The 22,940-nt window shown below is 70.8% G+C and carries 14 protein-coding genes; 13 read left to right on the top strand and 1 reads right to left on the bottom strand.

The window, feature by feature from the left end:
* The first annotated feature begins 31 nt into the window (after positions 1 to 31).
* The 13 genes from ACTMVF_RS19090 to ACTMVF_RS19030 all read left to right on the top strand — a co-directional run bounded on the left by ACTMVF_RS19090 (position 32) and on the right by ACTMVF_RS19030 (position 20,816).
* Positions 32 to 814: a TIGR03936 family radical SAM-associated protein gene (locus ACTMVF_RS19090; protein ID WP_441272259.1), complete on the top strand. Its 783-nt coding sequence runs from the start codon at positions 32 to 34 to the stop codon at positions 812 to 814.
* A gap of 262 nt (positions 815 to 1,076) precedes the next feature.
* Positions 1,077 to 5,258, top strand: a complete 4,182-nt coding sequence (locus tag ACTMVF_RS19085) for an Rne/Rng family ribonuclease (protein WP_441272258.1) — start codon at positions 1,077 to 1,079, stop codon at positions 5,256 to 5,258.
* A 245-nt stretch (positions 5,259 to 5,503) separates the two neighbouring features.
* Positions 5,504 to 5,824 carry a 50S ribosomal protein L21 gene (gene rplU, locus ACTMVF_RS19080; protein WP_004931419.1) on the top strand — a complete coding sequence of 107 codons (321 nt, stop codon included), beginning with the start codon at positions 5,504 to 5,506 and terminating at the stop codon, positions 5,822 to 5,824.
* 14 nt (positions 5,825 to 5,838) lie between these two features.
* Positions 5,839 to 6,093: a 50S ribosomal protein L27 gene (gene rpmA, locus ACTMVF_RS19075; protein WP_030961848.1), complete on the top strand. Its 255-nt coding sequence runs from the start codon at positions 5,839 to 5,841 to the stop codon at positions 6,091 to 6,093.
* A 114-nt stretch (positions 6,094 to 6,207) separates the two neighbouring features.
* Complete coding sequence (obgE, locus tag ACTMVF_RS19070) at positions 6,208 to 7,653, top strand: GTPase ObgE (protein WP_441272453.1); 1,446 nt, start codon at positions 6,208 to 6,210, stop codon at positions 7,651 to 7,653.
* A 152-nt stretch (positions 7,654 to 7,805) separates the two neighbouring features.
* A complete protein-coding gene (locus tag ACTMVF_RS19065; RefSeq protein ID WP_441272257.1) occupies positions 7,806 to 9,299 on the top strand; it encodes an FG-GAP-like repeat-containing protein in 1,494 nt (497 codons plus the stop codon).
* An 84-nt stretch (positions 9,300 to 9,383) separates the two neighbouring features.
* A complete protein-coding gene (locus ACTMVF_RS19060) occupies positions 9,384 to 10,919 on the top strand; it encodes an FG-GAP-like repeat-containing protein (RefSeq protein WP_441272256.1) in 1,536 nt (511 codons plus the stop codon).
* Between the two features lie 150 nt (positions 10,920 to 11,069).
* Complete coding sequence (locus ACTMVF_RS19055) at positions 11,070 to 12,551, top strand: FG-GAP-like repeat-containing protein (RefSeq protein ID WP_441272255.1); 1,482 nt, start codon at positions 11,070 to 11,072, stop codon at positions 12,549 to 12,551.
* 168 nt (positions 12,552 to 12,719) lie between these two features.
* Positions 12,720 to 14,279, top strand: coding sequence for an alkaline phosphatase D family protein (locus ACTMVF_RS19050; RefSeq protein WP_441272254.1), 1,560 nt, complete (start codon positions 12,720 to 12,722; stop codon positions 14,277 to 14,279).
* A 33-nt stretch (positions 14,280 to 14,312) separates the two neighbouring features.
* Positions 14,313 to 15,443 carry a hypothetical protein gene (locus ACTMVF_RS19045; protein WP_441272253.1) on the top strand — a complete coding sequence of 377 codons (1,131 nt, stop codon included), beginning with the start codon at positions 14,313 to 14,315 and terminating at the stop codon, positions 15,441 to 15,443.
* 182 nt (positions 15,444 to 15,625) lie between these two features.
* Entirely contained in the window at positions 15,626 to 17,125 is a 1,500-nt protein-coding gene (locus ACTMVF_RS19040) for a D-ribitol-5-phosphate cytidylyltransferase (RefSeq protein ID WP_441272252.1), read from the top strand.
* Between the two features lie 147 nt (positions 17,126 to 17,272).
* Positions 17,273 to 19,354 (top strand): hypothetical protein, encoded by a 2,082-nt coding sequence (locus ACTMVF_RS19035; RefSeq protein ID WP_441272452.1) that lies wholly within the window; start codon positions 17,273 to 17,275, stop codon positions 19,352 to 19,354.
* Between the two features lie 235 nt (positions 19,355 to 19,589).
* Complete coding sequence (locus ACTMVF_RS19030) at positions 19,590 to 20,816, top strand: glycosyltransferase family 2 protein (RefSeq protein WP_441272251.1); 1,227 nt, start codon at positions 19,590 to 19,592, stop codon at positions 20,814 to 20,816.
* Here ACTMVF_RS19030 and ACTMVF_RS19025 read toward each other — a convergent pair.
* Positions 20,785 to 22,833 (bottom strand): hypothetical protein, encoded by a 2,049-nt coding sequence (locus tag ACTMVF_RS19025; RefSeq protein WP_441272250.1) that lies wholly within the window; start codon positions 22,831 to 22,833, stop codon positions 20,785 to 20,787. The two genes, ACTMVF_RS19030 and ACTMVF_RS19025, sit on opposite strands and share 32 nt — an antisense overlap.
* Positions 22,834 to 22,940 lie beyond the last annotated feature (107 nt).

Raw genomic sequence — 22,940 nt, 5'->3', positions numbered from 1 at the left:
ACAGCCCGAAGGCCCGCCGCCCGCACCTGCGGTGCAGCGCATCCGACTGCGCTACACCAAGCGCGGCCGCCTCCGGTTCACCAGCCACCGTGACTTCCAGCGCGCCTTCGAGCGTGCGCTGCGCCGTGCCGAGGTGCCGATGGCGTACTCGGCGGGGTTCACGCCGCATCCGAAGGTGTCGTACGCCAATGCCGCACCCACCGGCACGGGCAGTGAGGCGGAGTATCTGGAGATCGCCCTCACCGAGGCGCGCGATCCGGAGCAGTTGAGAGTGCTCCTCGACGAGTCGCTGCCCGCCGGGCTCGACGTCACCGAGGCGGTCGAGGCCCGGATCTCCGGGCTCGCCGACCGGCTCACGGCGTCGGTCTGGGAGCTGCGGCTCGACGGCGTGGACCCGGCGGACGCCGAGCGCGCGGTCGCGGCCTTCAACGCCGCCGGGGCGGTCGAGGTACAGCGCATGACGAAGAACGGTGTGCGCACGTTCGACGCCCGCCCGGCGGTCGTCCACCTCGAAAGCACCGACGGAACAGAAACACACAGTTCGGCAGCTGATAGGCCGACCGACCAGCCCTGTGCGATACTGCGGCTGGTTGTTCGGCACGTGACGCCTGCCGTACGACCCGACGACGTCCTGTCCGGTCTCCGCGCCGTGGCCGACCTGGCGCCGCCGGTCCCCGCAGCGGTGACCAGGCTGGCGCAGGGGCTGTTCGATGAAGAGACCGGCACGGTGACCGACCCGCTCGCGCCCGACCGCGAGGCAGCGACGGCCCCAACCGAGGCCGAGACCGCTGCCGCCGCGACGGCGCCGGCGTAAGGAAGGTTCCGCGTAGGGACGGACGTCGAAGCGTCGCCCTCGTACTCGGGAGCCACCTGGGTCGGGCAGCGCACCGACCAGAAGACTTTCGCCAGGCCGTACGCATTCGGCGTACGGAACCGGCGAGACAGGACACAGAGAGCTCCCGTGCGGCGCCCGCGCCCCGGACGGCGGCAGTCGCGCGATGCGCGAGCCGCGGACGTCACCGGCATATCGCCGGACCAGGTGCGGCGCCCGGGAGCCTGACGGGAGAAACGCCCGCATGCTCGAACCGACCGAACCCACTGAGGGTTCCGAACTGAACACTCCCAGCGACACGCTGCCGCCGCGCCGTCGGCGCCGCGCGGCGTCCCGCCCGGCGGGCCCGCCGACGGCTGCCGCCGAGGCACAGCCCACAGAGGTGGTCGAGCCGGCCATACCGGTCGCCGAGGCCGCCGATGTCGCGACGCCCACTGACGAGGCCGAGGAGAGCATCGAGGCCGTCGAGGCCGAGGTGACTTCTGAGGCTGCGGAAGCCGAAGAGAGCGCAGAAGCCGCAGCGACCGTGGAGGCCGCGCCTGCCGGTCGTACGCGTCGGCGTGCGGTGCGTCGTGCCTCCGCGCCCGCCGGGGCACCCGCGGCTGCCGAGGCGGCCGAGACCGTGGTGCCGGCGGCTGCCCCCACGCCCGTCGTCGAGGAGAGCCCGGCCGCTGCCGAGGCGCCTGCGGCTGAGAGTGCCGAGGTGACCGAGGAGGCCGCGCCCGCCGGTCGTACGCGTCGGCGTGCGGTGCGTCGTGCGTCGGCGCCCGCTGGTGCTCCGGCGAAGGCGGAGGCGGAGGCGGCCGAGACCGTGCTCCCCGCTGCCGAGAGCCCTGCCGCCGCTGAGGTGCCCGCCGCTGCCGAAGAGCCTGCGGCCGAGAGCGCCGAGGCGACCGAGGAGGCCGCGCCGCGTCGTACGCGTCGGCGTGCCACGCGTCGGGTGTCCGCGCCCGCCGCTGCCCCCGCCGCTGCCGAGGCCACCGCCCCTGCGGCGGCTGACGCCGGTGCCGAGGCGACGGTGAGTGCCGAGATCTCCACCGAGGCGGAGGAGCCCGTCGAGGCTGCCGCGCCGACCGCCGCTGCCGACTCCGGCGAGGCCGCCGAGGCTGCCGCCCCGCGTCGCCGGCGCCGTTCCACGCGGCGCGTGTCCGCGCCCGCCGAGGCCGCTGAGGCACCCGAGGCCGCCGTCGCCGAGACTCCCGTGACCTCCGGTACCGAGGCGGAGACCGCCGCGGTCACCGGTGTCGGAGCGCCCGCCGAGGCACCCGCCGTCGAGGCCGACGAGGAAGCCCCCCGCCGCCGTCGTCGTGTCGTCCGGCGGGCCGCTGCCGGATTTGCCGCACCCGCTCAGGCCTCCGCCTCCGAGACGCCCGAGACCCCGCGCCCGGCACGGCCTGCCGTGGCCGTGTTCCAGGCGCCCGTGTTCACCGAGCCGCAGTTCCAGACGCCCCAGCGGGCCGCCGCCGAGGCCGCCGCCGAGGCGGAGACCGAGGACGTCGAGGAGTTCCCGGAGGAGCAGGCGGGCGCCTCGCGGCGTCGTCGTCGGCGCCGGGGCGCCGCGTTCGGCGAGGAGGCCGCGGCCCAGGGTGTCGAGACCGCCGCCGAGGACGAGACCGAGGAAGCCGAAGAGGCCGTCGAGGACGTCGTCGAGGGCGAAGAGACCGACGAGGCCGAAGAGACCGAGGAGACCGGGTCGCGCCGGCGTCGTCGGCGTGGTGGCCGGCGTCGTCGTCGCGGTGAGGCCGCGGACGCCGAGGGTGGTGACGGCGAGGGCGAGGAGCTCGCCGCCGCGCAGGCAGCGCAGGACGCCGAGGACACCGCCGAGCAGGAGGAAGAGGACGCCGAGGAAGCGGACGCCGAAGAAGGCGGCGGTTCCAGCTCCAGCAGCCGGCGCCGTCGTCGCCGTCGCCGTCGCGCCGGTGACACCGGCGTCGACACCGAGCCCGGCGAGGGCGACCCCGAGCGCACCGTCGTCAAGGTCCGCGAGCCCCGCCCGAAGGCCGAGCCGTCCGACGAGGTGCAGTCCATCAAGGGCTCCACGCGCCTGGAGGCCAAGAAGCAGCGCCGCCGCGAAGGCCGTGAGCAGGGCCGCCGCCGCGTGCCGATCATCACCGAGGCCGAGTTCCTCGCCCGCCGCGAGGCCGTCGAGCGCGTGATGGTCGTCCGTCAGTACGGCGACCGCACGCAGATCGGCGTCCTCGAGGACAACGTGCTCGTCGAGCACTACGTCAACAAGGAGCAGTCGACCTCGTACGTCGGCAACGTCTACCTGGGCAAGGTCCAGAACGTGCTGCCGTCGATGGAGGCCGCCTTCATCGACATCGGCAAGGGCCGGAACGCCGTGCTCTACGCCGGTGAGGTCAACTTCGAGGCGCTCGGCATGGCCAACGGGCCGCGCCGCATCGAGTCCGCCCTCAAGTCCGGCCAGTCCGTGCTCGTCCAGGTCACCAAGGACCCGATCGGGCACAAGGGCGCGCGTCTGACCAGCCAGGTATCCCTGCCGGGCCGCTACCTCGTGTACGTCCCCGAGGGCTCCATGACCGGCATCAGCCGGAAGCTGCCCGACACCGAGCGGGCCCGGCTGAAGACCATCCTCAAGAAGATCGTCCCCGAGGACGCGGGTGTCATCGTGCGCACCGCCGCCGAGGGCGCGAGCGAGGACGAGCTGCGCCGTGATGTCGAGCGACTCCAGGCGCAGTGGGAGGACATCCAGAAGAAGGCCAAGAACGGCAACGCGCCGACGCTGCTGTACGGCGAGCCGGACATGACCGTCCGGGTCGTCCGGGACATCTTCAACGAGGACTTCTCCAAGGTCGTCGTCAGCGGTGACGAGGCCTGGGAGACCGTCCACGGGTACGTCTCGCACGTCGCGCCCGACCTGGCCGAGCGGCTGCAGAAGTGGACCAGTGAGGTCGACGTCTTCGCCACGTACCGGATCGACGAGCAGCTCGCCAAGGCGCTGGACCGCAAGGTCTGGCTGCCCAGTGGCGGTTCGCTGGTGATCGACCGGACCGAGGCGATGGTCGTCGTCGACGTCAACACCGGCAAGTTCACCGGCCAGGGCGGCAACCTCGAGGAGACCGTCACCAGGAACAACCTGGAGGCGGCCGAGGAGATCGTCCGCCAGCTGCGGCTGCGCGACCTCGGCGGCATCATCGTCATCGACTTCATCGACATGGTTCTGGAGTCCAACCGGGACCTGGTGCTGCGGCGTCTGCTGGAGTGCCTGGGCCGGGACCGGACCAAGCACCAGGTCGCCGAGGTCACCTCGCTGGGGCTCGTGCAGATGACCCGCAAGCGGGTCGGGCAGGGGCTGCTGGAGTCGTTCTCCGAGACCTGCGTCCACTGCAACGGTCGCGGTGTCATCGTGCACATGGAGCAGCCGACGGCCGTCGGTGGCGGCGGCAAGCGCAAGAAGCGCGCGCGTGCCGGTGCCGGTCCCGAGCAGGTCCACGAGGCGTCCGTCGCCGTCGAGCCCGTCGAGACGGCCGAGGAGGAGGCGGAGACCGAGATCGAGGTCGCCGCCGAGATCGCCGAGCCCGCCGCGCTGCCCGAGCCGGCCTTCGCGCCGGACGAGGAGCTGTACAGCAGCGTCGCCGAGGCGGAGGCCGCGGCCTCGCGCGGCGGTCGTTCGCGGCGCCGTGGGGGTCGGCGTGCGTCCGCTCCGGCGGGTGCGCCCAGGAAGCCCGAGGCGGTTCCCACGGCTCAGGACGTGACCGTCGCCGAGGAGGTGGCGCGTCCGGTGCAGCCGGAGCCGGCCGCCGAGGCGAAGGCCGAGCCCGTGGCCGTGGAGGACGCGGTCGTCGAGGCCCCGGTCACCGAGGCCCCGGCTGCGGAGGTTCCGGCCGCCGAGGCCGCGGCCACCGCTCCGGTCGCCGAGGAGGCCGCGCCCAAGGGACGTACGCGTCGTCGCGCGACCCGCAAGGTGTCCGCGCCCGCCGGGTCGCCCGCGGGGGCCGAGGCCGCCGTGGTCACGGTCAGCGAGGCCGCGTCCCCGGCGCCCGCACCGGAGGCCGAGGCCCCGGCCGCGGCTCCGGCGGAGCAGGCCGATCAGGTCCCGGCCGAGGCGGTCGCCGAGAGCGCCGCTCCGGCCCGTCCGCGCCGCCGTGCCGTGCGCAAGGCCACCGCGCCGACCGCGTCCGATGAGGCGGCCGTCGTGGTCGTCCCGGCGACGGAGGCCGAGACCGGCGCCGCTGCGGAGGCGCCGGCCGCGGAGGAGGGCGTCGAGGAGACGGCTCCGGCCAAGAAGACGGCCCGCAAGACGGCCAAGAAGGCCACGGCGAAGAAGGCCGCCACCAAGAAGACCGCGGCCAAGAAGACCGTCGCGAAGAAGGCGACGGCCAAGAAGGCGGCGAAGACCGCCAAGACGGCCGCGGCCAAGTCGACGGCGAAGAAGACCACGGTCTCTGCCGCCACCGACGAGTGACGCTCACCGACGAGTGATACGCGGTGCGGCCGGTCCCTGTGACCGGCCGCACTCCGTTGAGACCCGGCCCGGTTTGACCCCCCTGGCCGCGGCCCCGTAACCTTGACCGTCGGCGTGTCCACAGGTGACGCGCCACATCCCCGTAAACCTCTTCCTCTCGGGCTTTCCGGCCGGGAGAGGCCGCCTGCTCTGTCGGGCGGCTGGACTGCGGGGGTGCCGTTCCCGAGCGAGAGAGTGAGATCCGCGTGTACGCCATCGTGCGCAGCGGTGGTCGCCAGCACAAGGTTGCTGTCGGCGACATCGTTGAGGTTGACAAGATTTCCACTGCCAAGGTTGGCGACACGGTCGAGCTCTCGACCCTGCTCGTTGTCGACGGCGACGCTGTGACCAGTGACCCGTGGGTGCTGGCCGGCATCAAGGTCCAGGCCGAGGTCGTGGACCACCACAAGGGCCAGAAGATCGACATTCTGCGCTACAAGAACAAGACCGGCTACCGCCGTCGTCAGGGCCACCGCCAGCAGTACACGGCGATCAAGGTCACTGAGATCCCCGCGGCTGCGAAGTAAGGGACTGAGGAGAGATGGCACACAAGAAGGGCGCATCGTCCACCCGTAACGGTCGTGACTCCAACGCTCAGCGCCTCGGCGTGAAGCGCTTCGGCGGTCAGGTCGTCAACGCGGGCGAGATCCTGGTCCGTCAGCGCGGCACCCACTTCCACCCCGGTGCGGGCGTCGGCCGTGGCGGCGACGACACGCTGTTCGCGCTCAACGCCGGTGCGGTGCAGTTCGGCACCCACCGTGGCCGCAAGGTCGTGAACATCGTTCCGGTCGCCTGATCGGACACTTTCGCGAGGCGGACCTCACTTCCCTGGTGGGAAGGCGGGTCCGCCTTTCGCGTGTTAGAGCAGAGACATACTCGTACGTTTTTCGAAGTGCTGGAGGCACCCACCATGACCACCTTCGTGGACCGCGTCGAACTGCATGTCGCCGCGGGTAGCGGAGGTCACGGCTGTGCCTCCGTCCACCGTGAGAAGTTCAAGCCGCTCGGCGGGCCCGACGGCGGCAACGGCGGGCGTGGTGGCGACGTGATCCTCACCGTCGACCAGTCGATCACCACGCTGCTCGACTACCACCACTCCCCGCACCGCAAGGCCACCAACGGCAAGCCCGGCGAGGGCGGCAACCGCTCCGGCAAGGACGGCCAGGACCTGGTCCTTCCCGTGCCCGACGGCACCGTCGTCCTCGACAAGGCCGGCAACGTCCTCGCCGACCTGGTCGGGCACGGCACGTCGTACGTCGCCGCGCAGGGCGGCCGGGGCGGGCTCGGCAACGCGGCGCTGGCGTCGGCGCGGCGCAAGGCGCCGGGGTTCGCGCTGCTCGGTGAGCCGGGCGACCTGCAGGACATCGTCCTGGAGCTGAAGACGGTCGCCGATGTGGCGCTGGTCGGGTATCCGAGCGCCGGCAAGTCCTCGCTGATCTCCGTACTGAGCGCCGCCAAGCCCAAGATCGCGGACTATCCCTTCACGACGCTGGTGCCGAACCTGGGTGTGGTGACGGCGGGCTCGACCGTCTACACCATCGCCGACGTCCCCGGGCTCATCCCGGGCGCCAGTCAGGGCAAGGGCCTCGGCCTGGAGTTCCTGCGGCACGTCGAGCGGTGCAGTGTGCTGGTGCACGTCCTGGACACCGCGACGCTGGAGTCCGACCGCGACCCCGTCTCCGACCTGGACATCATCGAGGCGGAGCTGCGGGAGTACGGCGGGCTCGACAACCGGCCGCGGATCGTCGTGCTGAACAAGATCGACGTACCGGACGGCAAGGACCTCGCCGAGATGGTGCGGCCGGACCTGGAGGCCCGCGGCTACCGGGTCTTCGAGGTGTCGGCGGTGGCGCACATCGGGCTGAAGGAGCTGTCGTTCGCGCTGGCCGAGCTGGTGGGCAAGGCGCGCGCCGCGAAGCCGAAGGAAGAGGCGACGCGGATCGTGATCCGGCCGAAGGCCGTCGACGACGCCGGCTTCACCGTGACGCGCGAGGAGGCCGGCGGCGAGCCGCTGTTCCGGGTGCGCGGTGAGAAGCCCGAGCGCTGGGTGCGGCAGACCGACTTCACCAACGACGAGGCCGTCGGCTACCTCGCCGACCGGCTCAACCGCCTCGGCGTGGAAGAGGAGTTGATGAAGGCAGGGGCCCGCTCCGGTGACGGCGTCGCCATCGGGCCCGAGGAGAACGCCGTCGTCTTCGACTGGGAGCCGACGCTGGTGGCCGGGGCGGAGATGCTGGGCCGCCGGGGTGAGGACCATCGGTTCGAGGCGCCGAGGCCCGCTGCGCAGCGTAGGCGCGACAAGCAGGCCGAACGGGACGACGCGGAGCAGGAGTTCGACGACTTCGAGCCGTTCTAGGAGCGTCCGCCGCGAAGGTGCGTTAACGGCGGGGAAAGTCGGGGCGTACGGCAGGGCAACCAACCGTCGATCCGGTGAGTCGTACTGGGCGGTGCGGATGAGGATCTTGAGCCTCTCCGCCGTCAACTGCCCTTGCGACAACCGGAGTGGACGTGCCCTTGCCTGCCTCGCACAGAACACGGCGTGCTGTCGTCGTCGCGGTCGCCCTGCTCTCCGCCGTCTGCGGTGCTCTGCCCGTGGCGCAGGCGCAGGCGCAGCAGCCGCGGTCGGCGGCTTCGGCTGAGGGTGTGCGGCAGGACTTCAACGGCGACGGGTACGAGGATCTCGCCGCGGGCTCCCCGCTCGCCACGGTCGGCGGGAAGAAGGCGGCCGGTTACGTCGCCGTCGTGTACGGCTCGGCACACGGACCGGACCTCGCGAACAAGAAGGTCATCACACAGGCCTCGCCGGGGATTCCCGGCACGCCCGAGGTGGACGACCGATTCGGGGCCCATCTCATCACCGGCGACCTGGACGGCGACGGCTACACCGACCTGGTGGTGCCCGCGACCGGCGAGGACTGGACGTGGGGCGGCGAGGCGCGCACGAACAGCCAGACCGTGCTGTGGGGTTCCGCCGTGGGCCTGTCCGGCGGAACGATCCTCCAGCCGGGGCGAGCCTTCGCCACCCACTACAGCATCCCGGGCGACTTCGACGGCGACGGCCACATGGACCTGGCCCTGCCGGGGGGCGTGCGGTTCGGCCCCTTCACCCGGGAGGGCCTGCCCGCCCGGACCCTGGGCATCTCTGTCTCCGAGCGCGACGACTCGCTGCTGGAGATGGCGGCCGGGGATGTCGACGGTGACGGTCTCACCGATCTCGTCTCGCTGACCATGGCGGCCGACTGGGAGCCGGGCGACCAGAGTTCGGGCCATAACCTCAACTATCTCCACGCCACCCGGGACGGCTTCGAACCGCTCACCGTGCTGCGGAACGGCCGGGGCGACAAGATCGAGGGCGGCGAGGACATCGAGCTCGGCGACCTGAACGGCGACGGCCGCGACGACCTCGTCTTCGGCCGGCCCCGCCCGGCCAACGGCAACGAGGAGCCGAGCGACCCGAGCCAGTACGGCTCACGGGTCGGCGTCGTCCTGGGCACCACGCAGGGGCTGCCGTCCGGGGATCCGCGCATGATCGACCAGGACACCCCAGGCGTACCCGGCGTCGGCGAGGCGGGCGACCTCTTCGGCGCGTCCGTCGAGGTGGGCGACGTGAACGGCGACGGCTACGCCGACATCGTGGCCGGCAACCCCTACGAGGACTTCGCCGGAGTCGAGGACGCGGGCACGGTCGCCGTGATCCCGGGCGGGGCCTCCGGCCCGACCGGCGCCGGTTCGAAGGTGTTCAGCCAGAACACGGCGGGTGTCCCCGGCGCCGCCGAGCGCCGTGACTACTTCAGCGAGGCCGTCACCCTGCTCGACAGCGACGGCGACGGGCGTGCCGACCTCGTCGTGGGCGCCCCCGGTGAGAACACGAACGCCGGCTCGGTGTGGGCGTTCCGCTCCACCGCCTCCGGGGTCACCACCACGGGATCCCTCGCCTTCGGCGCCAAGGCGCTCGGCACGACCCCGGACGGTGCCCGGCTGGGCGCCGAGTTCCCGCGCTGACAGCGCTGACCACGGGAATCCCGGGGTCGCGCTCGGCCCACTGACCGCTCTCCTCCCTCACACCACGTACGTCAGGACACTCACATGGCTTCACGTTCTCACCGCCGCAGGCTTCTCTCCCGCCGCAGACGGCTGGTCCTCGCCACCGGCGTCACGCTCGTCGCCGGCGCTCTGGCGGTCCCCGTCGTCAACGCCGCCACCGAGGCCACGGCCGCCACGCCGAGCACCAAGCGGCTGCACGACGACTTCAACGGGGACGGGTATCCCGACCTGGCGATCGGCGCGCCCGGCACCACCGTGAACACCCAGGCCGGGGCCGGCGCGGTGAGCGTTCTGTACGGCTCGGCGAGCGGCCTGTCGACCTCCCGCAAGCAGGTGCTGAAGGGCCCGGGCGTCCCGGACCCGGAGGCCTGGGAGGGGCTGTACGGCACGTACTTGGAGAGTGCGGACCTCGACGGGGACGGGTACGCCGATCTGGTCTCGTTCATGAAGGCCTACATGATGGATGTCGAGGACGGCTATGCGGTCGAGGTCAACTGGGGTGGACCCAACGGCCTTTCGGCCACCACGACAAGGCTCACCTGGGCTCCGCAGGGCCGCCCCTGGAACGGCCAGTTCACGGTGGCCGACGTGGACGGCGACAAGCACCCGGACCTGGTGACCCTGAGCAACGACAACTGGATGAGCGGGGAGCCCGACGGGGCGGACAGCCCGGACGGCACGGTGTTCCACGGCCCGTTCGACCGTGACGGCCGGCCCGCGAAGAAGGACTACTTCCGCGTCAATCCCGAGGACCCCCAGAACTACCAGGCGATCACGGCCGGCGACGTGAACGGCGACGGCATCGCCGACCTCGCCGTGCGGTCCACCTTCGTCGACGAGTCCGACTCGCGCGGGGTCGAGCTGCTCCTGGGCGGCGCCGACGGCTTCACCTACAAGGGCATGCTCAAGGATGCCCAGGGCCGCATCATCGGCGGCGAGGACGTCGAGATCGGCGACCTGAACAAGGACGGGTACGGCGACATCGTCGTCGGTCACTCCAACGACAGCTACGACAGCGACGTCGAACTGCCCACGAAGGGCGGCGCGTTGGCCGTCGTCCACGGCGGCCCGGGCGGCGTCTCGACCACCCGCAAGCCGGTGTGGATCAACCAGGACACCGCCGGTGTGCCGGGCGCCGGCGAGCGTGGCGACGGCATGGGCTCGGGGCTGTCCATCGGTGACACCAACGGCGACGGCTACCTCGACGTGGCGACCGGGCTGCCCGGCGAGGACTTCGACGGCCTCACCGACGCGGGCACCGTGCTCGTGCTGCGCGGCAGCGCGAACGGCCTGACCGCCACCGGATCCAAGGCGTTCAGCCAGAACACCAGCGGCGTGCCCGGCACCGCCGAGAAGCTGGACCGCTTCGGCGCGCAGACCGCCCTGGTCGACGCGAACGCCGACAAGAGGGACGGCCTGGTGGTGGGCGACCCCGCCGAGAACGCCAACAACGGTTCGGTGTGGGTCTTTTCGGCCACCTCCGGAGGCGTCACCGCCGCCGGCTCCTTCTCGTTCGGCTCGGCCACCATGGGCCTGCCCGCGACCAACGCCAAGTTCGGTGCCGGGCTGGCGGACTGACGGCCACGGCGTTCTCGTACGACGCATACATCTGCGGACGACACATACATCTGCGGACGACACATACATCTGTGGACGACGCATACATCCCTGTACGACGACCACTCTCCGTACGACCATCCCCCCACGCACACGACAGGAGACAGCACCATGAAGAGGCGCAAGGGAACCTGGCGCACGGGACTCGCCGTCGTCTTGGCGGTGACGGGAGCTGCCGCGCTGCCCGCCGCCCAGGCCGCCGGGGACACTCCGTCGGCCACGGCGGAGCCGAGGGACGACTTCAACGGTGACGGCTACGCCGACCTCGCCGTGGCGGCGCCCGAGGCGACCGTCGACGGGAAGACGCGCGCCGGGTATGTCGCCGTGGTATACGGCTCGGCGAGCGGGCTCAACACCGCGTCCAAGCAGGTCATCAGCCAGAACAGCGCCGGTGTCACCGACTCCGCCGAGACCGACGACCGGTTCGGCAGCGCGGTCAGTACCGCCGACCTGGATCGGGACGGGTACGCGGACCTGATCGTCGGCGTCACCGGCGAGGACTCCGTCGAAGGGGGCGCCGAGACCGGGCTCGTGCAGGTCGTCTGGGGCGGGGCGAACGGGCTGTCGGGCGGTGCGGCGCTGGCGTACGGACACAACACCTACGACCGGCTCAGCGCCAAGGACCAGCTCACCGTCGGCGATGTGAACGGTGACGGGGCGAGCGACCTGGTGGTCGTGGAGAGCCTCACCAAGCTGCGGATCGTCAAGGGGCCTTTCGGACGGGACGGTTCCGCGAGCGGCGGGGAGCAGATCGTCCACGACGACTCCGACCCCCGCTTCCTGGACCTGGCAACCGGTGACGTGAACGGTGACGGCATCGACGACGTCGTCGCCGCCATGAACGACGGTGACGAGTACGACCACCGCCGCATCACGTACTGGCGGGGCACGCCGGACGGTCTCGCGGAGAAGATCGTGCTCGCGGACAGCCGGGGCTTCTGGGTGCAGGGCGAGTCCCTCGACCTCGGCGACGTGAACGGCGACGGCTACGACGACATCGTCGCGGGCCGCTCCGTCGACGGCTATGACAGCGACCTCGACACTCCGCTGCCCAGGGGCGGCCGGGTCGGGTTCGTCCCCGGTGGCGCCGACGGCCCCGTCGTGAGCAAGGCGATGTACGTCAACCAGGACAGTGCCGGAGTCCCGGGCGCCGCTGAGCGTGCCGACGGCTTCGGTTCCGATGTCTCGGTGGCCGACGTCAACGGCGACGGGTACGCCGATGTCTCGACGGGCGTGCCCGGCGAGGACTTCAGCGGGCTGAGCAACGCCGGCGGGGCGATCGTGCTGCGCGGCAGCGCGAGCGGTCTGACCGGCACCGGCGCCGCGGGGGTCAACCAGGACACCACCGGTGTGCCGGGCGCGGCGGAGAACGGCGACGCCTTCGGCCGCACCACCCACCTCGTCGACGGCAACGGCGACGGTCGCGCCGAACTCGTCGTCGGCGCACCGGGGGAGAACGCGAACGCCGGGTCGGTGTGGGTGTTCAAGTCCACGTCGGCCGGGATCACCCCGACCGGCTCGGTCACCTTCGGCGCCGGCACCCTCGGCACGGTCGCCGCGAACGCGAAGCTGGGCTCCGGGTTCAACTCCTGATCGATCGCCGGACCCGTTGTGGCAAGGGCATGTTCTCGTGCCGCAACGGGTCTTCTGTTGTCTCCCTATTTGTCATGCACGCGAAGCTCGTAGTTCAGCAGCCGGACCGCCCACGGGCGTGAGCATCCGAAGTGTCCAACAGGCCAGCGAGGCAGGGGAGTTCGCCGAATGACCGGTGTTTCCGGATCCGTATCGCCCGACCGACGTCGCTTCCTGACCGCGGGCGCCGCGGTGCTCGGCGCCGCGGCCTCCGCCCAGTTGTGGCTGCCGACCGCCGCCCGAGCCGCCGAAACGCCGCTGCCCGACGGCGTGTTCAGCCTCGGTGTCGCTTCCGGAGACCCGCTGCCCGACGGCATCGTGCTGTGGACGCGGCTCGCCCCGGACCCGCTGAACGGCGGTGGCATGCCGGACCGCGTCGTCTCCGTCGAGTGGGAGCTCGCCGAGGACGAGCGGTTCAGAAAGCCGGTGCGCCGCGGTGTCGCCCAGGCCCGGCCCGAGCTGGGGCACAGCGTCCACGTGGACGTACGACGGCTGCGCCCGGGACGTACGTACTGGTACCGCTTCCGCGCGAGCGGCCAGATCTCGCCCACCGGCCGCACCCGCACCGCCCCGCACCCGCACAGCTCCGGCGGCCGGCTGCGCATGGCGCTGGCCTCCTGCCAGAACTGGCAGCACGGCTACTTCACGCCGTACGCCGACATGCTGGCCCAGGACCCCGACTTCGTGCTGTTCGTCGGCGACTACATCTACGAGTCCAGGCCGTCGGCGACGGCTCTGCGGAAGCACGAGGGCAGCGACGAGCCGTACAGCCTGGTCCAGTACCGCAACCGGTACGCCCAGTACCGCACCGACCCGGACCTCGCGGCGATGCACGCGAACGCGCCCTGGGTGGTCACCTTCGACGACCACGAGGTCGACAACGACTTCGCCGGCGAGATCCCGCAGGACCCGGACAAGCAGCCGCACGACGCGTTCGTGGCCCGTCTCACCGCGGGCTACCAGGCTTTCTACGAGCACATGCCGGTCCGGGCGAGCGCCATCCCCACGGGTCCGCACATCCAGATGTACCGCCGCCTGGAGTTCGGCCGCCTCGCCCGGCTGAGTGTGCTGGACACCCGGCAGTACCGCAGCGACCAGGCCACCAGCCAGGAAGGCGCCCAGGACCCCTCGCTCACCATGCTCGGCGCCGAGCAGAAGCAGTGGCTCCTCGACGGGCTGCACAACTCGCCGGCCCGCTGGAACATGATCGGCTCGCAGATCATGATGGCCGAGACCGACCTCAAGGTGGGCGAGGGCAAGCTCTGGTACTACGACGCCTGGGACGGCTACCAGGTCGAACGCAACGCCCTGATGCAGGAGTTGAAGCAGGTCCGCAACCCGGTCGTGTTCACCGGCGACCGCCACCTCACGATGATCAGCGACCTCAAGGAGGACTACGCCGACCCGGACTCGGACGTCGTGGGCGCCGAGTTCGTGGGGACGTCCATCTCCAGCAACGGCGACCAGGACCAGGCCGCCTTCCACAAGGAGTGGGACCCGCGCCTGCCGGACAACCCGCACTGGAAGCTGCTCGACGCCCACCGCGGCTACCACCTCTTCGACATCCGCCGCGACGGCATCGACGCGCAGGTCAGGATCGTGGACACGGTGCGTCAGCAGACGGCCACGCCGAGCACGCTGGCGCGGCTGCGGGTCGAGGCGGGGCAGCCGGGCGTCGAGGTCGTGTAACTCCAGTAACGGCTGTTACTCCCGTAACACCTGGTGGGTGACCTGGGACTCATCCGTGTCCCAGGTCACTCTCAGGGCGCCCCGTTCGAGGCGAGGGACGAGATGGCCCGGCACGGCGTCGCGTGGCCGGCCACCACCCGGCATCCCATGGAGGCGGTGCTGGCCGCCTGCGCCCGCACCGGCATGATGGGCGACACTCCGCCCACCGAGCGGCACTGGGAGCGGCTGCTGGAGCAGGTGCGCGCCACCGGTCGGCGCACGTCGGTGATCAGCAGCGAGTTCTTCGCCGACGCCCCCGACGGCGAGGCGATCGAGCGGATCGTCGAGCAGCTCGGCGGCGACCGCGTGCACGTCCTGGTCACGCTGCGCCCGCTGGCCCGGATCATGCCCTCGCAGTGGCAGCAGTACGTGCAGAACGGCCTGCGCATGGGCTACGAGGACTGGCTGCGGCACATGCTGAAGAAGCCGCCGTACGACAAGCCCAACCCCAGCTTCTGGCACCGGCACCGGCACGACCGGCTCGTCGAGCGCTGGGCCCGCGTGGTCGGACCCGAGCAGGTCACCGTCGTCGTGGTCGACGACCGGGACCGGGAGGGCCTGATGCGCACCCTCGAGGCGCTGCTCGCACTGCCCGCGCATCTTCTGCGGCCCGTTCCGGACGCGGCGAATCGCTCGCTCACCCTCGCTGAGACCGAAATGCTGCGGAATCTTAATAAGGAATTCCGCGCCAATGAACTGCCCGAGGAGCTCTATTCACGGCTCGTCCGGAACGGCGCCGTGATGCATATGAAGAACGCGTGCGCTCCCGGTCCCGGTGACGTGAAGATCCGTACTCCGCAGTGGGCCGTCGAGGCCGCCGCCGAGATCGGTGCGGAGATCGCGGAGCGTATCGGTGGGTCAGGGGTGCGAGCTATCGGCGATATGAGTCTTTTGTCCGCCGTGCAATTGTCCGCCACGCAGAAGTCCTCGCCCCCGGCGATCGCCGAGCCGCGCATCGCCCCCGAGGTCGCGGCACAGGCGCTCTACGGGGCCCTCGCCGCGGCGGCCGCCGCCCCCGTGCGGCACACCGCGGCCGCCAAGTCGCGTACGGTTCACCAGACCTCGTCGAAGGAACTCGTGCGGGTACTCGGCCACCGTTGCCTCAAGCGGCTACGGCTTCGCTGAGCCTGTGCCGTTACTCACAGCAATTCGCCGTGAACCTCCGGAGAGGCTCTCCACAATGACCATGCGTACAAGGTGAATGACAGGTTGCGCGCACATATGCAGCCGGGGACGCTCACCTTGCACTGCGGTAACCCCAAGTGGGACCATTTCCAAGTTCCCAGTCGCCACAAGGTAGGTCACCTGTGTCCCAGCACATAGCCAAGCCCCGTACCACCGCAGTGATCCTGGCCGGTGGTACCGGTCAGCGCGTGGGTCTGTCGATCCCCAAGCAGCTGCTGAAGATCGCCGGCAAGGCAGTCATCGAGCACACGCTGACCACCTTCGAGAAGGCCGACTCGATCGACGACATCATCGTGCTGATGGCGCCCGGTTACGTGCCGGACATCGAGAAGATCGTCGCCAAGGCCGGGTTCACGAAGGTCAAGAAGATCATCGAGGGCGGCTCGACGCGAAACGAGACGACCGAGCGCGCCATCGAGGCCCTCGGTGAGGGCCTGGCCGAGGGCGAGGACCTCAACGTCCTCTTCCACGACGCCGTACGCCCCCTGCTGTCGCAGCGTGTCATCGACGACTGCGTCGTGGCGCTGGAGCGCTACCAGGCCGTCGACGTCGCCATCCCGTCCGCGGACACCATCATCGTGACCCGCACCCACGGCGAGGACGGCGAGTTCATCACCGAGATCCCGGACCGCTCCCGGCTGCGCCGCGGCCAGACGCCGCAGGCGTTCAAGCTGTCCACGATCAAGCGGGCCTACGAGGTCGCCGCCGGCGACCCCAACTTCCAGGCCACGGACGACTGCTCCGTCGTGCTCAAGTACCTGCCGGACGTGCCGATCCACGTCGTCGCGGGTGACGAGTACAACATGAAGGTCACCCAGCCCGTCGACGTCTTCATCGCCGACAAGCTCTTCCAGCTGGCCTCCACCGCCGCTCCCGAGCAGGTGAGCGAGGAGGCCTACCGCCAGCTGCTGACCGGCAAGACCTTCGTCGTCTTCGGCGGCTCCTACGGCATCGGCAAGGACATCGCCGAACTCGCCGAGTCCTACGGCGCCACGGTGTACGCGTTGGGCCGCTCCACCACCGGTACCCACGTGGAGAACCCGGAGGAGGTCGACGACGCGCTGTCCAAGGCGTACGCCGAGACCGGGCGCATCGACTACGTCGTGAACACCGCCGGTGTGCTGCGCATCGGCAAGCTCGCCGAGACCGACAACGCCACCATCGAGGAGGCGCTGAAGGTCAACTACCTCGCCCCGGTGCAGATCGCGCGCTCCTCGTACAAGTACCTGTCCGAGACCAAGGGCCAGTTGCTGCTGTACACCTCCAGCAGCTACACCCGCGGTCGCGCCGAGTACAGCCTGTACTCCTCGACCAAGGCCGCCATGGTGAACCTCACCCAGGCCCTGTCCGACGAGTGGGCCGGCGACGGCGTCCGCGTCAACTGCATCAACCCGGAGCGCACCGCCACCCCGATGCGCACCAAGGCCTTCGGCCAGGAGCCCGCGGGCAGCCTGCTCTCCTCCGAGGCCGTCGCCCGCACCTCGCTGGACGTGCTGCTGTCCGAGCTGACCGGCCATGTCATCGACGTCCGCCAGCAGGACCCGACGGCGCCCGCCGGGAAGGCGTCCGGCTTCGAGCAGGCGCTGGCCAGTGTTCTGGACCGCCAGGACGGCGTGGCATAATCAGCTGTTAATAGCCTTAGGGAATTCAGGCCTCTGCGATTCTTCGTTCACGAAGAATTCACAGGGGCCTGAGTCCTTCACCCCTCAGACCGGCCCCTCCCACTGAGCAGGTTCTCCGTGATATCCACCGCTATTCGCGTCGCCCGGGTGGGCAGCCCGGCCGAGCTGGCCGCGGCGGCCCTCATGATCCTGGGCTTCCCGGCGCTCATGCTGGCCGCGCTCGTCCCGAGCGTTCCCGCCTTCGCGGCCGCGGCCGCCGTGACGTACCTGGCGGACCATTATCTGCACCGCAAGAGCAGCTATCTGGTCAACCGCCTGAGCAAGGTGCGGGCGGGTCTGTCGATCCGCTTCCTGATCAGACAACTGCTGCTGATCCTGCTGCTGGCCCGGCTCGGATTCGCGGACGACCTGATCTACTACGGCGCGATCGCCTGCTTCATAGCCTTCTACGGCCTCCAGGCCCCGCACGGCGCGCTGGTCACCCTGATCCGCAACCGCCGCCGTATGCCGGTCGCGACCCGCAACGTCGACCTCGCCTCGCGCATCCGCATCCCGGACGCCCCGCCGCGCCGGCTGCTGCACCGCTCCGCCGAGAAGATGCTGCACCTCGACCTCGCGGCCGTCGTCGGCATCCTCGTCTCGGCGTCCCTGGAGTCGGCCGTGGCCGGCTTCATCGGCATCGGCGTCACGGTGGGCCTCGGCTGCCTGTACGTCATGGCGCTCGTGCCGTACGTCCGCGGCCGGAAGATCCCGCCGAGGGCCGACACCGTCCTGGCCGCCGTCGACGACTGGCTGGCCGAGTACCGGCCCGAGACGGTGCTGTACTTCTCCGGCTCCAAGGACTCCGCCTACCAGGTCAACATGTGGCTGGAGACCATGGAGCAGCTCGACTCCAAGCCGCTGATCATCCTGCGCGAGCGGGTCATCCTGAACAACCTGGCGCCCACCACGGTCCCCGTGATCTGCGTGCCCGGCGGCGTGCACCTGATGAACATGGACCTGTCCAACGTGCGCGTCGCGCTGTACGCCGCGAACGTCGGCAAGAACATCCACCTGCTGCGCGTCCCCACCATGAAGCACGTCTTCATCGGCCACGGCGACAGCGACAAGCTCGCCAGCGTCAACCCGTACAGCAAGGTCTACGACGAGGTGTGGACCGCCGGGCGCGCGGGCCGCGACCGGTACGCCATCGCCGACGTCGGCGTCCGCGACGAGGACATCGTCGAGGTCGGCCGCCCGCAGCTGGCGCCGATCCAGACCTGGCAGGGTGTGCCCGAGGGGCGGATCCCGACCGTGCTCTACGCCCCGACCTGGGAGGGCTGGGACGGCAACCCCGGCAACACCTCGATCGTGCTCGCCGGTGAGAGCATCGTGCAGAAGCTGGTGACGGCCGACCCGCCGGTCCGCGTCCTGTACAAGCCGCACCCCTTCACCGGCACCGTCAGCGCCGAGGCCAAGGCCGCCAACCAGCGGATCGTCGCGCTGGTCAAGCAGGCCGGCGCCGAGCGCGCCACCGACCCGCGCTTCCAGGCCGACGCCCCCGCGCAGACCGCCGCCAAGGCCGAGCTCGCCCGCATCGAGGCCCGCCTCGCCGAGCTGTCCGGCAAGGGCAACGGCAAGGGCGGCAACGGCAAGGGCGACGAGGCCGAGGCCACCCGCGACGGCCTGGTGGACGTCGCCAAGCACGAGGAGATCGCCCGGCTGCGCGCGGAGTGGAACACCGCGTACTGGCGTTCCTTCGGCAGCCACGAGCACCGCGTCATCACGGGCGCCGAGCCGCGCCTGTACGACTGCTTCAACGTCTCCGACGCGATGGTCTCCGACATCTCCAGCGTGGTCTCCGACTTCATCGCCAGCGGCAAGCCGTACGCCGTCACGGACTCCGCCGAGCTGGGCGTGGAGGAGTTCAAGCGGCAGAACACGGCGGTGCGCGCCGCGACGATCCTGTCCAACAGCGCGGCCGAGCTGGGCGGCCTGCTGGACGCCGTACGGGACCCGGCGTCGGACCCGCTGGCCGAGGACCGCAAGGACCTCAAGCGGTACCTGCTCGGCCCGGACGAGCCGACCTCCATCGAGCAGTTCAACACCGCCGTGACGGACCTCGCCATCAAGGCCGAGACGCGCAACGTCGGCCAGGAGTCACGGGCGGCGGCCGGAGCCGCCGAGGCCGCGCCGGCGGCCGTACCCGCGCAGCGGGTGTCGGCGGCCGGGGACGATGTGACGGCCTGACCCGCACCACCGACGGCGCGGCCCCCGAGGAGCACTCCTCGGGGGCCGCGCCGTTTCTGGTGGGCCGTTTCTGGTGGGCCTCTTACGTTGCCCGAATACCGTGAGCCCATGTCAGTTCGCTATGTGATCCGGCTCACCAAAGCATGGGCGTGAGGCAACCGCTTGCAATGTCCAGCCGTCTATCAAGTAGCGAATGAGGCGATACGGGGAAATATCCCGTCCACAAGGGGGAAACGTGACCGTCACGCAGCCTGATGTGACTGTGATCATCGGGGCGTACGAAGCGATGCCGTACCTGATCGAGTGCCTTGCGTCAGTCGAGGCACAGACCATCGATCCGGAGCGCATCGAGGTCATCGCCGTCGACGACGGTTCGACGGACGGCTCGGGGGAGTGCCTGGAGGAGTTCGCGGCCCGCGCGCCCATGCCGGTGACCGTGATCCGGCAGGACAACTCCGGTGGCCCCAGCGGCCCGCGCAACGTCGGTCTGGGGAAGGCGGCCGGGCGCTACGTCTTCTTCCTGGACGCCGACGACCGGCTGGGCCCCGAGGCCCTGGAACGCATGGTCGCCATGGGTGACAAGAACGGCACGGACGTGGTCCTCGGCCGGGTCGAGGGCGTCAACCGCACCGCGCCGAAGTCGATGTGGGGCAAGACGCTCGACCGGACCGACGTCTTCTCCTCGAACATCAAGTTCACGCTGAGCGCGCAGAAGCTGTTCCGCCGCGAACTGCTGACCCGGCACCACATGCGCTTCGACGAGTCCCTCTGGACCGGCGAGGACGCGCTGTTCACGATGGAGGCCTACCTGCGGGCCGACGGCGTCTCCGTGGTCGCCGACTACACCTGCTACTACCTGGTGGGCCGCGACGACGGCAAGCATGTGACGAAGAGCGGCGGTTACACCCTGCGCTTCGACTCCGCGCGCGCCCTGATGAACCTGATAGCCGAGCACATACCCGCCGGTGAACGGCGCGACCAGCTCATGGTCCGCCCCTTCCTCATCACCCTGCTGCCGCAGTTCGGACCCAAGTACGCCAAGGACAGCGAGAAGGTCAGGCGGCACAAGCTCGATCTGGCGAAGCCCCTGATGGAGGCGTACTGGACGCCCGGCATCGCCCGCCGCCTCAAGGTCGAGGAGCGCCTGCGACTGCACCTGGTCGCGGAGCAGCGCCCCGAACTCCTGCTTCCCGTCGTGGAGTTCATCAAGGCCAAGAAGCAGCCGGCGGCCCTCCTGGAGAAGAAGGGCCGCCGTGTCTACCTCGCCTACCCGCACTTCCGGGACGCGGCGGCAGGCATACCCGACTCCGTGTACCTCGCCGAACCGCGCGAGGCCCGCGCCTTCCCCGGCTACCGGCCGGGCGGCGCGGACTCGTTCCTGCGCCGGGCGGTGCGCAAGGCGCGGCGGATGCTGACGTCGTCGCGCGAGGCTACGCCGGGTGGGCGGGCTGCTCCCGCGTGAGGGACCGTCGCTGATCCGGGATCTCGGCCGGGATCTCCGCCGCCAGCCGTTCCTCCATGCGCGCCCGGTGCTCCTGCGCGGCCGAACACAGCGCCTGCACGGCCGCGTTGAAGCGAGCCTGTGACGTGGGCTCGGCCGGCCCCAGCAGGTGCTGCTTCAACTCCTCCCGAGCCTCGGCGAGTTGGTCCTTCTCCGGGTCCCGGACGGCGTCCAGCAGTTCCGGCACCCCGGCCGCGTCCGGCGTCAGCACGGTCGCCGCGCGCACGGTCGGGAAGGCCTTGCGGAACACGTCCTCCGCGAGCCCGCTGGTGTTCGCCACGGCGTACGGCTTCCCGCTCGCCAGGAAGTCGCTGATCACGCTCGACACATCGCTGATGAGCAGATCGGCCCGGTTGAAGCAGGCGTACAGCGTGGGCCGCGCGGCCGTCACGACCTGGTGCTCCCACTCCGGCAGCGAGGCCCAGTACGCCTCCTCCCAGGCGGCCGTCGCCCGCGCCACCGCCTCCGCCCGCCCCGCCTCCGGCGCCGACTGGAGCATCATCCGCTCGACCTGATCGGCGCTCGCCCGCACGACCGTCGTGGTGAGGCGGTCCAGCTCCTGGGTGAGCAGGGCGAGTTCGCCGGTGTCGCGCGGACGCTCACCCGTCCGCTCCCGGTTCGCCGCCCTGATCAGCTCGCGGATCCGCAGATCGGCCGCCCCGGCTCGCGGATCCACCGACCCCGTCAGCGGATGCGGCTTGTACAGCAGCCGTACGCCGGGGTCGGCGAGCAGCGCCCGTACGAGGTTCTCGCCGGCCTCGATCACCGAGGTGTTGCCGGGGTTGCCGTCCCAGCCCTCCCAGGTCGGCGCGTAAAGGACGGTCGTGTACGCACCGGCCGGCGGGCCCGCGTACGGCTGTACGGCGTCCAGCTGCGGGCGGCCGATCTCCACGACGTCCTTGTCCTCGACACCGACCTCGGCGTACGCGTACCGCTCGCGCGCCGCGGGCCCCGCCACCCACACCTCGTCGTAGGCCTTCGCATACGGGTTGCAGGACGACAGCTTGTCGCTCTCCCCGTGGTTGACGAAGGTGTGCTTGAGCGTGGGGATGCGCAGGACCTGGGAGGTCTTGCCGGAGTTGGAGGGGTGGATGAGCATCCGGAGCGTGGACTGCTCCAGGTGCATCAGGGTGGAGACCTTCGGCAGACAGAGGATCGGCATGTCGGTCGGCGCGATCTTCTGCACCATGAACCGCTCCCGCAGCACGATCAGCGGACGGCCGTCCAGCTGTGCGAGCGGCTCCAGCCACATGTTCGCCTGGTACGCCGAGGACGCGCCGCCGGAGAAGTACAGGCCGACCGTCGGCCGGTACTCCGCCAGCCAGGCGTCCAGCCACTGCAGCGCCTCCCGCTCGCCCGCCGGGCGACGGCTCGGCAGCAGCCGTACGAGAAGGTCGTGCAGACCCAGCAGGGCGAGCCCGAGGGACAGCGCGATGCCGACGGCCGCGCAGCGGGGGTCGTCGAGGGCCGCGGTGGTCAGCAGGCCCGCCGTGGCCGGGAGGCCGAAGACCAGCAGGCGGGGGCCGGGGCGGCGCAGCAGCAGGGGCGGGGCGGAGGACAGGCGCAGCCCGGAGGCGTCGATGTTGCGGGTGACCACCGGCAGCGTGCGGGTGCGGCGGACCAGCACCGAGACCGCCTGGATCGCGCAGTGCAGGACATAGAAGGCGAGGAGGCCCGCGACCAGCGGGGCGTACACCGTTTCCCGGTCCTGCTCGCCGAGCCGCAGCAGGCCTACGACCAGCAGCAGGTCCCGCAGCACATGCCGCGCGGTGATGTCCGCGTGCGACTTGGCGAACACCGACAGCATGCCGCGCTGCCAGCGCAGCAGCACACCCTCGACGGCCAGGGACATGACGGTCGCGGCGAGCAGCACCGGGACGTGCGGGTGCAGCGCCGCCACGGCCTGGGCACCGAAGGCGGCGGCCAGGAGAGCCGTGACGAGCGCTCTCACCGGGAGGCGGGACAGGGGTGTGGGCAACTGCGGTCACTCCAAGGTCGGGGCGGGACGTGGTGCGCCCGGGTTAACGCGCACCGACCTCCGGACGACACGCGAGTGTCCGGACGGTTTGGAGTGACCGAGGCTGC

This window comes from Streptomyces sp. SD31 (assembly GCF_052068475.1).
In the GTDB taxonomy this organism is placed as follows: domain Bacteria; phylum Actinomycetota; class Actinomycetes; order Streptomycetales; family Streptomycetaceae; genus Streptomyces.
This window is presented reverse-complemented; position numbering and strand designations above follow the sequence as displayed.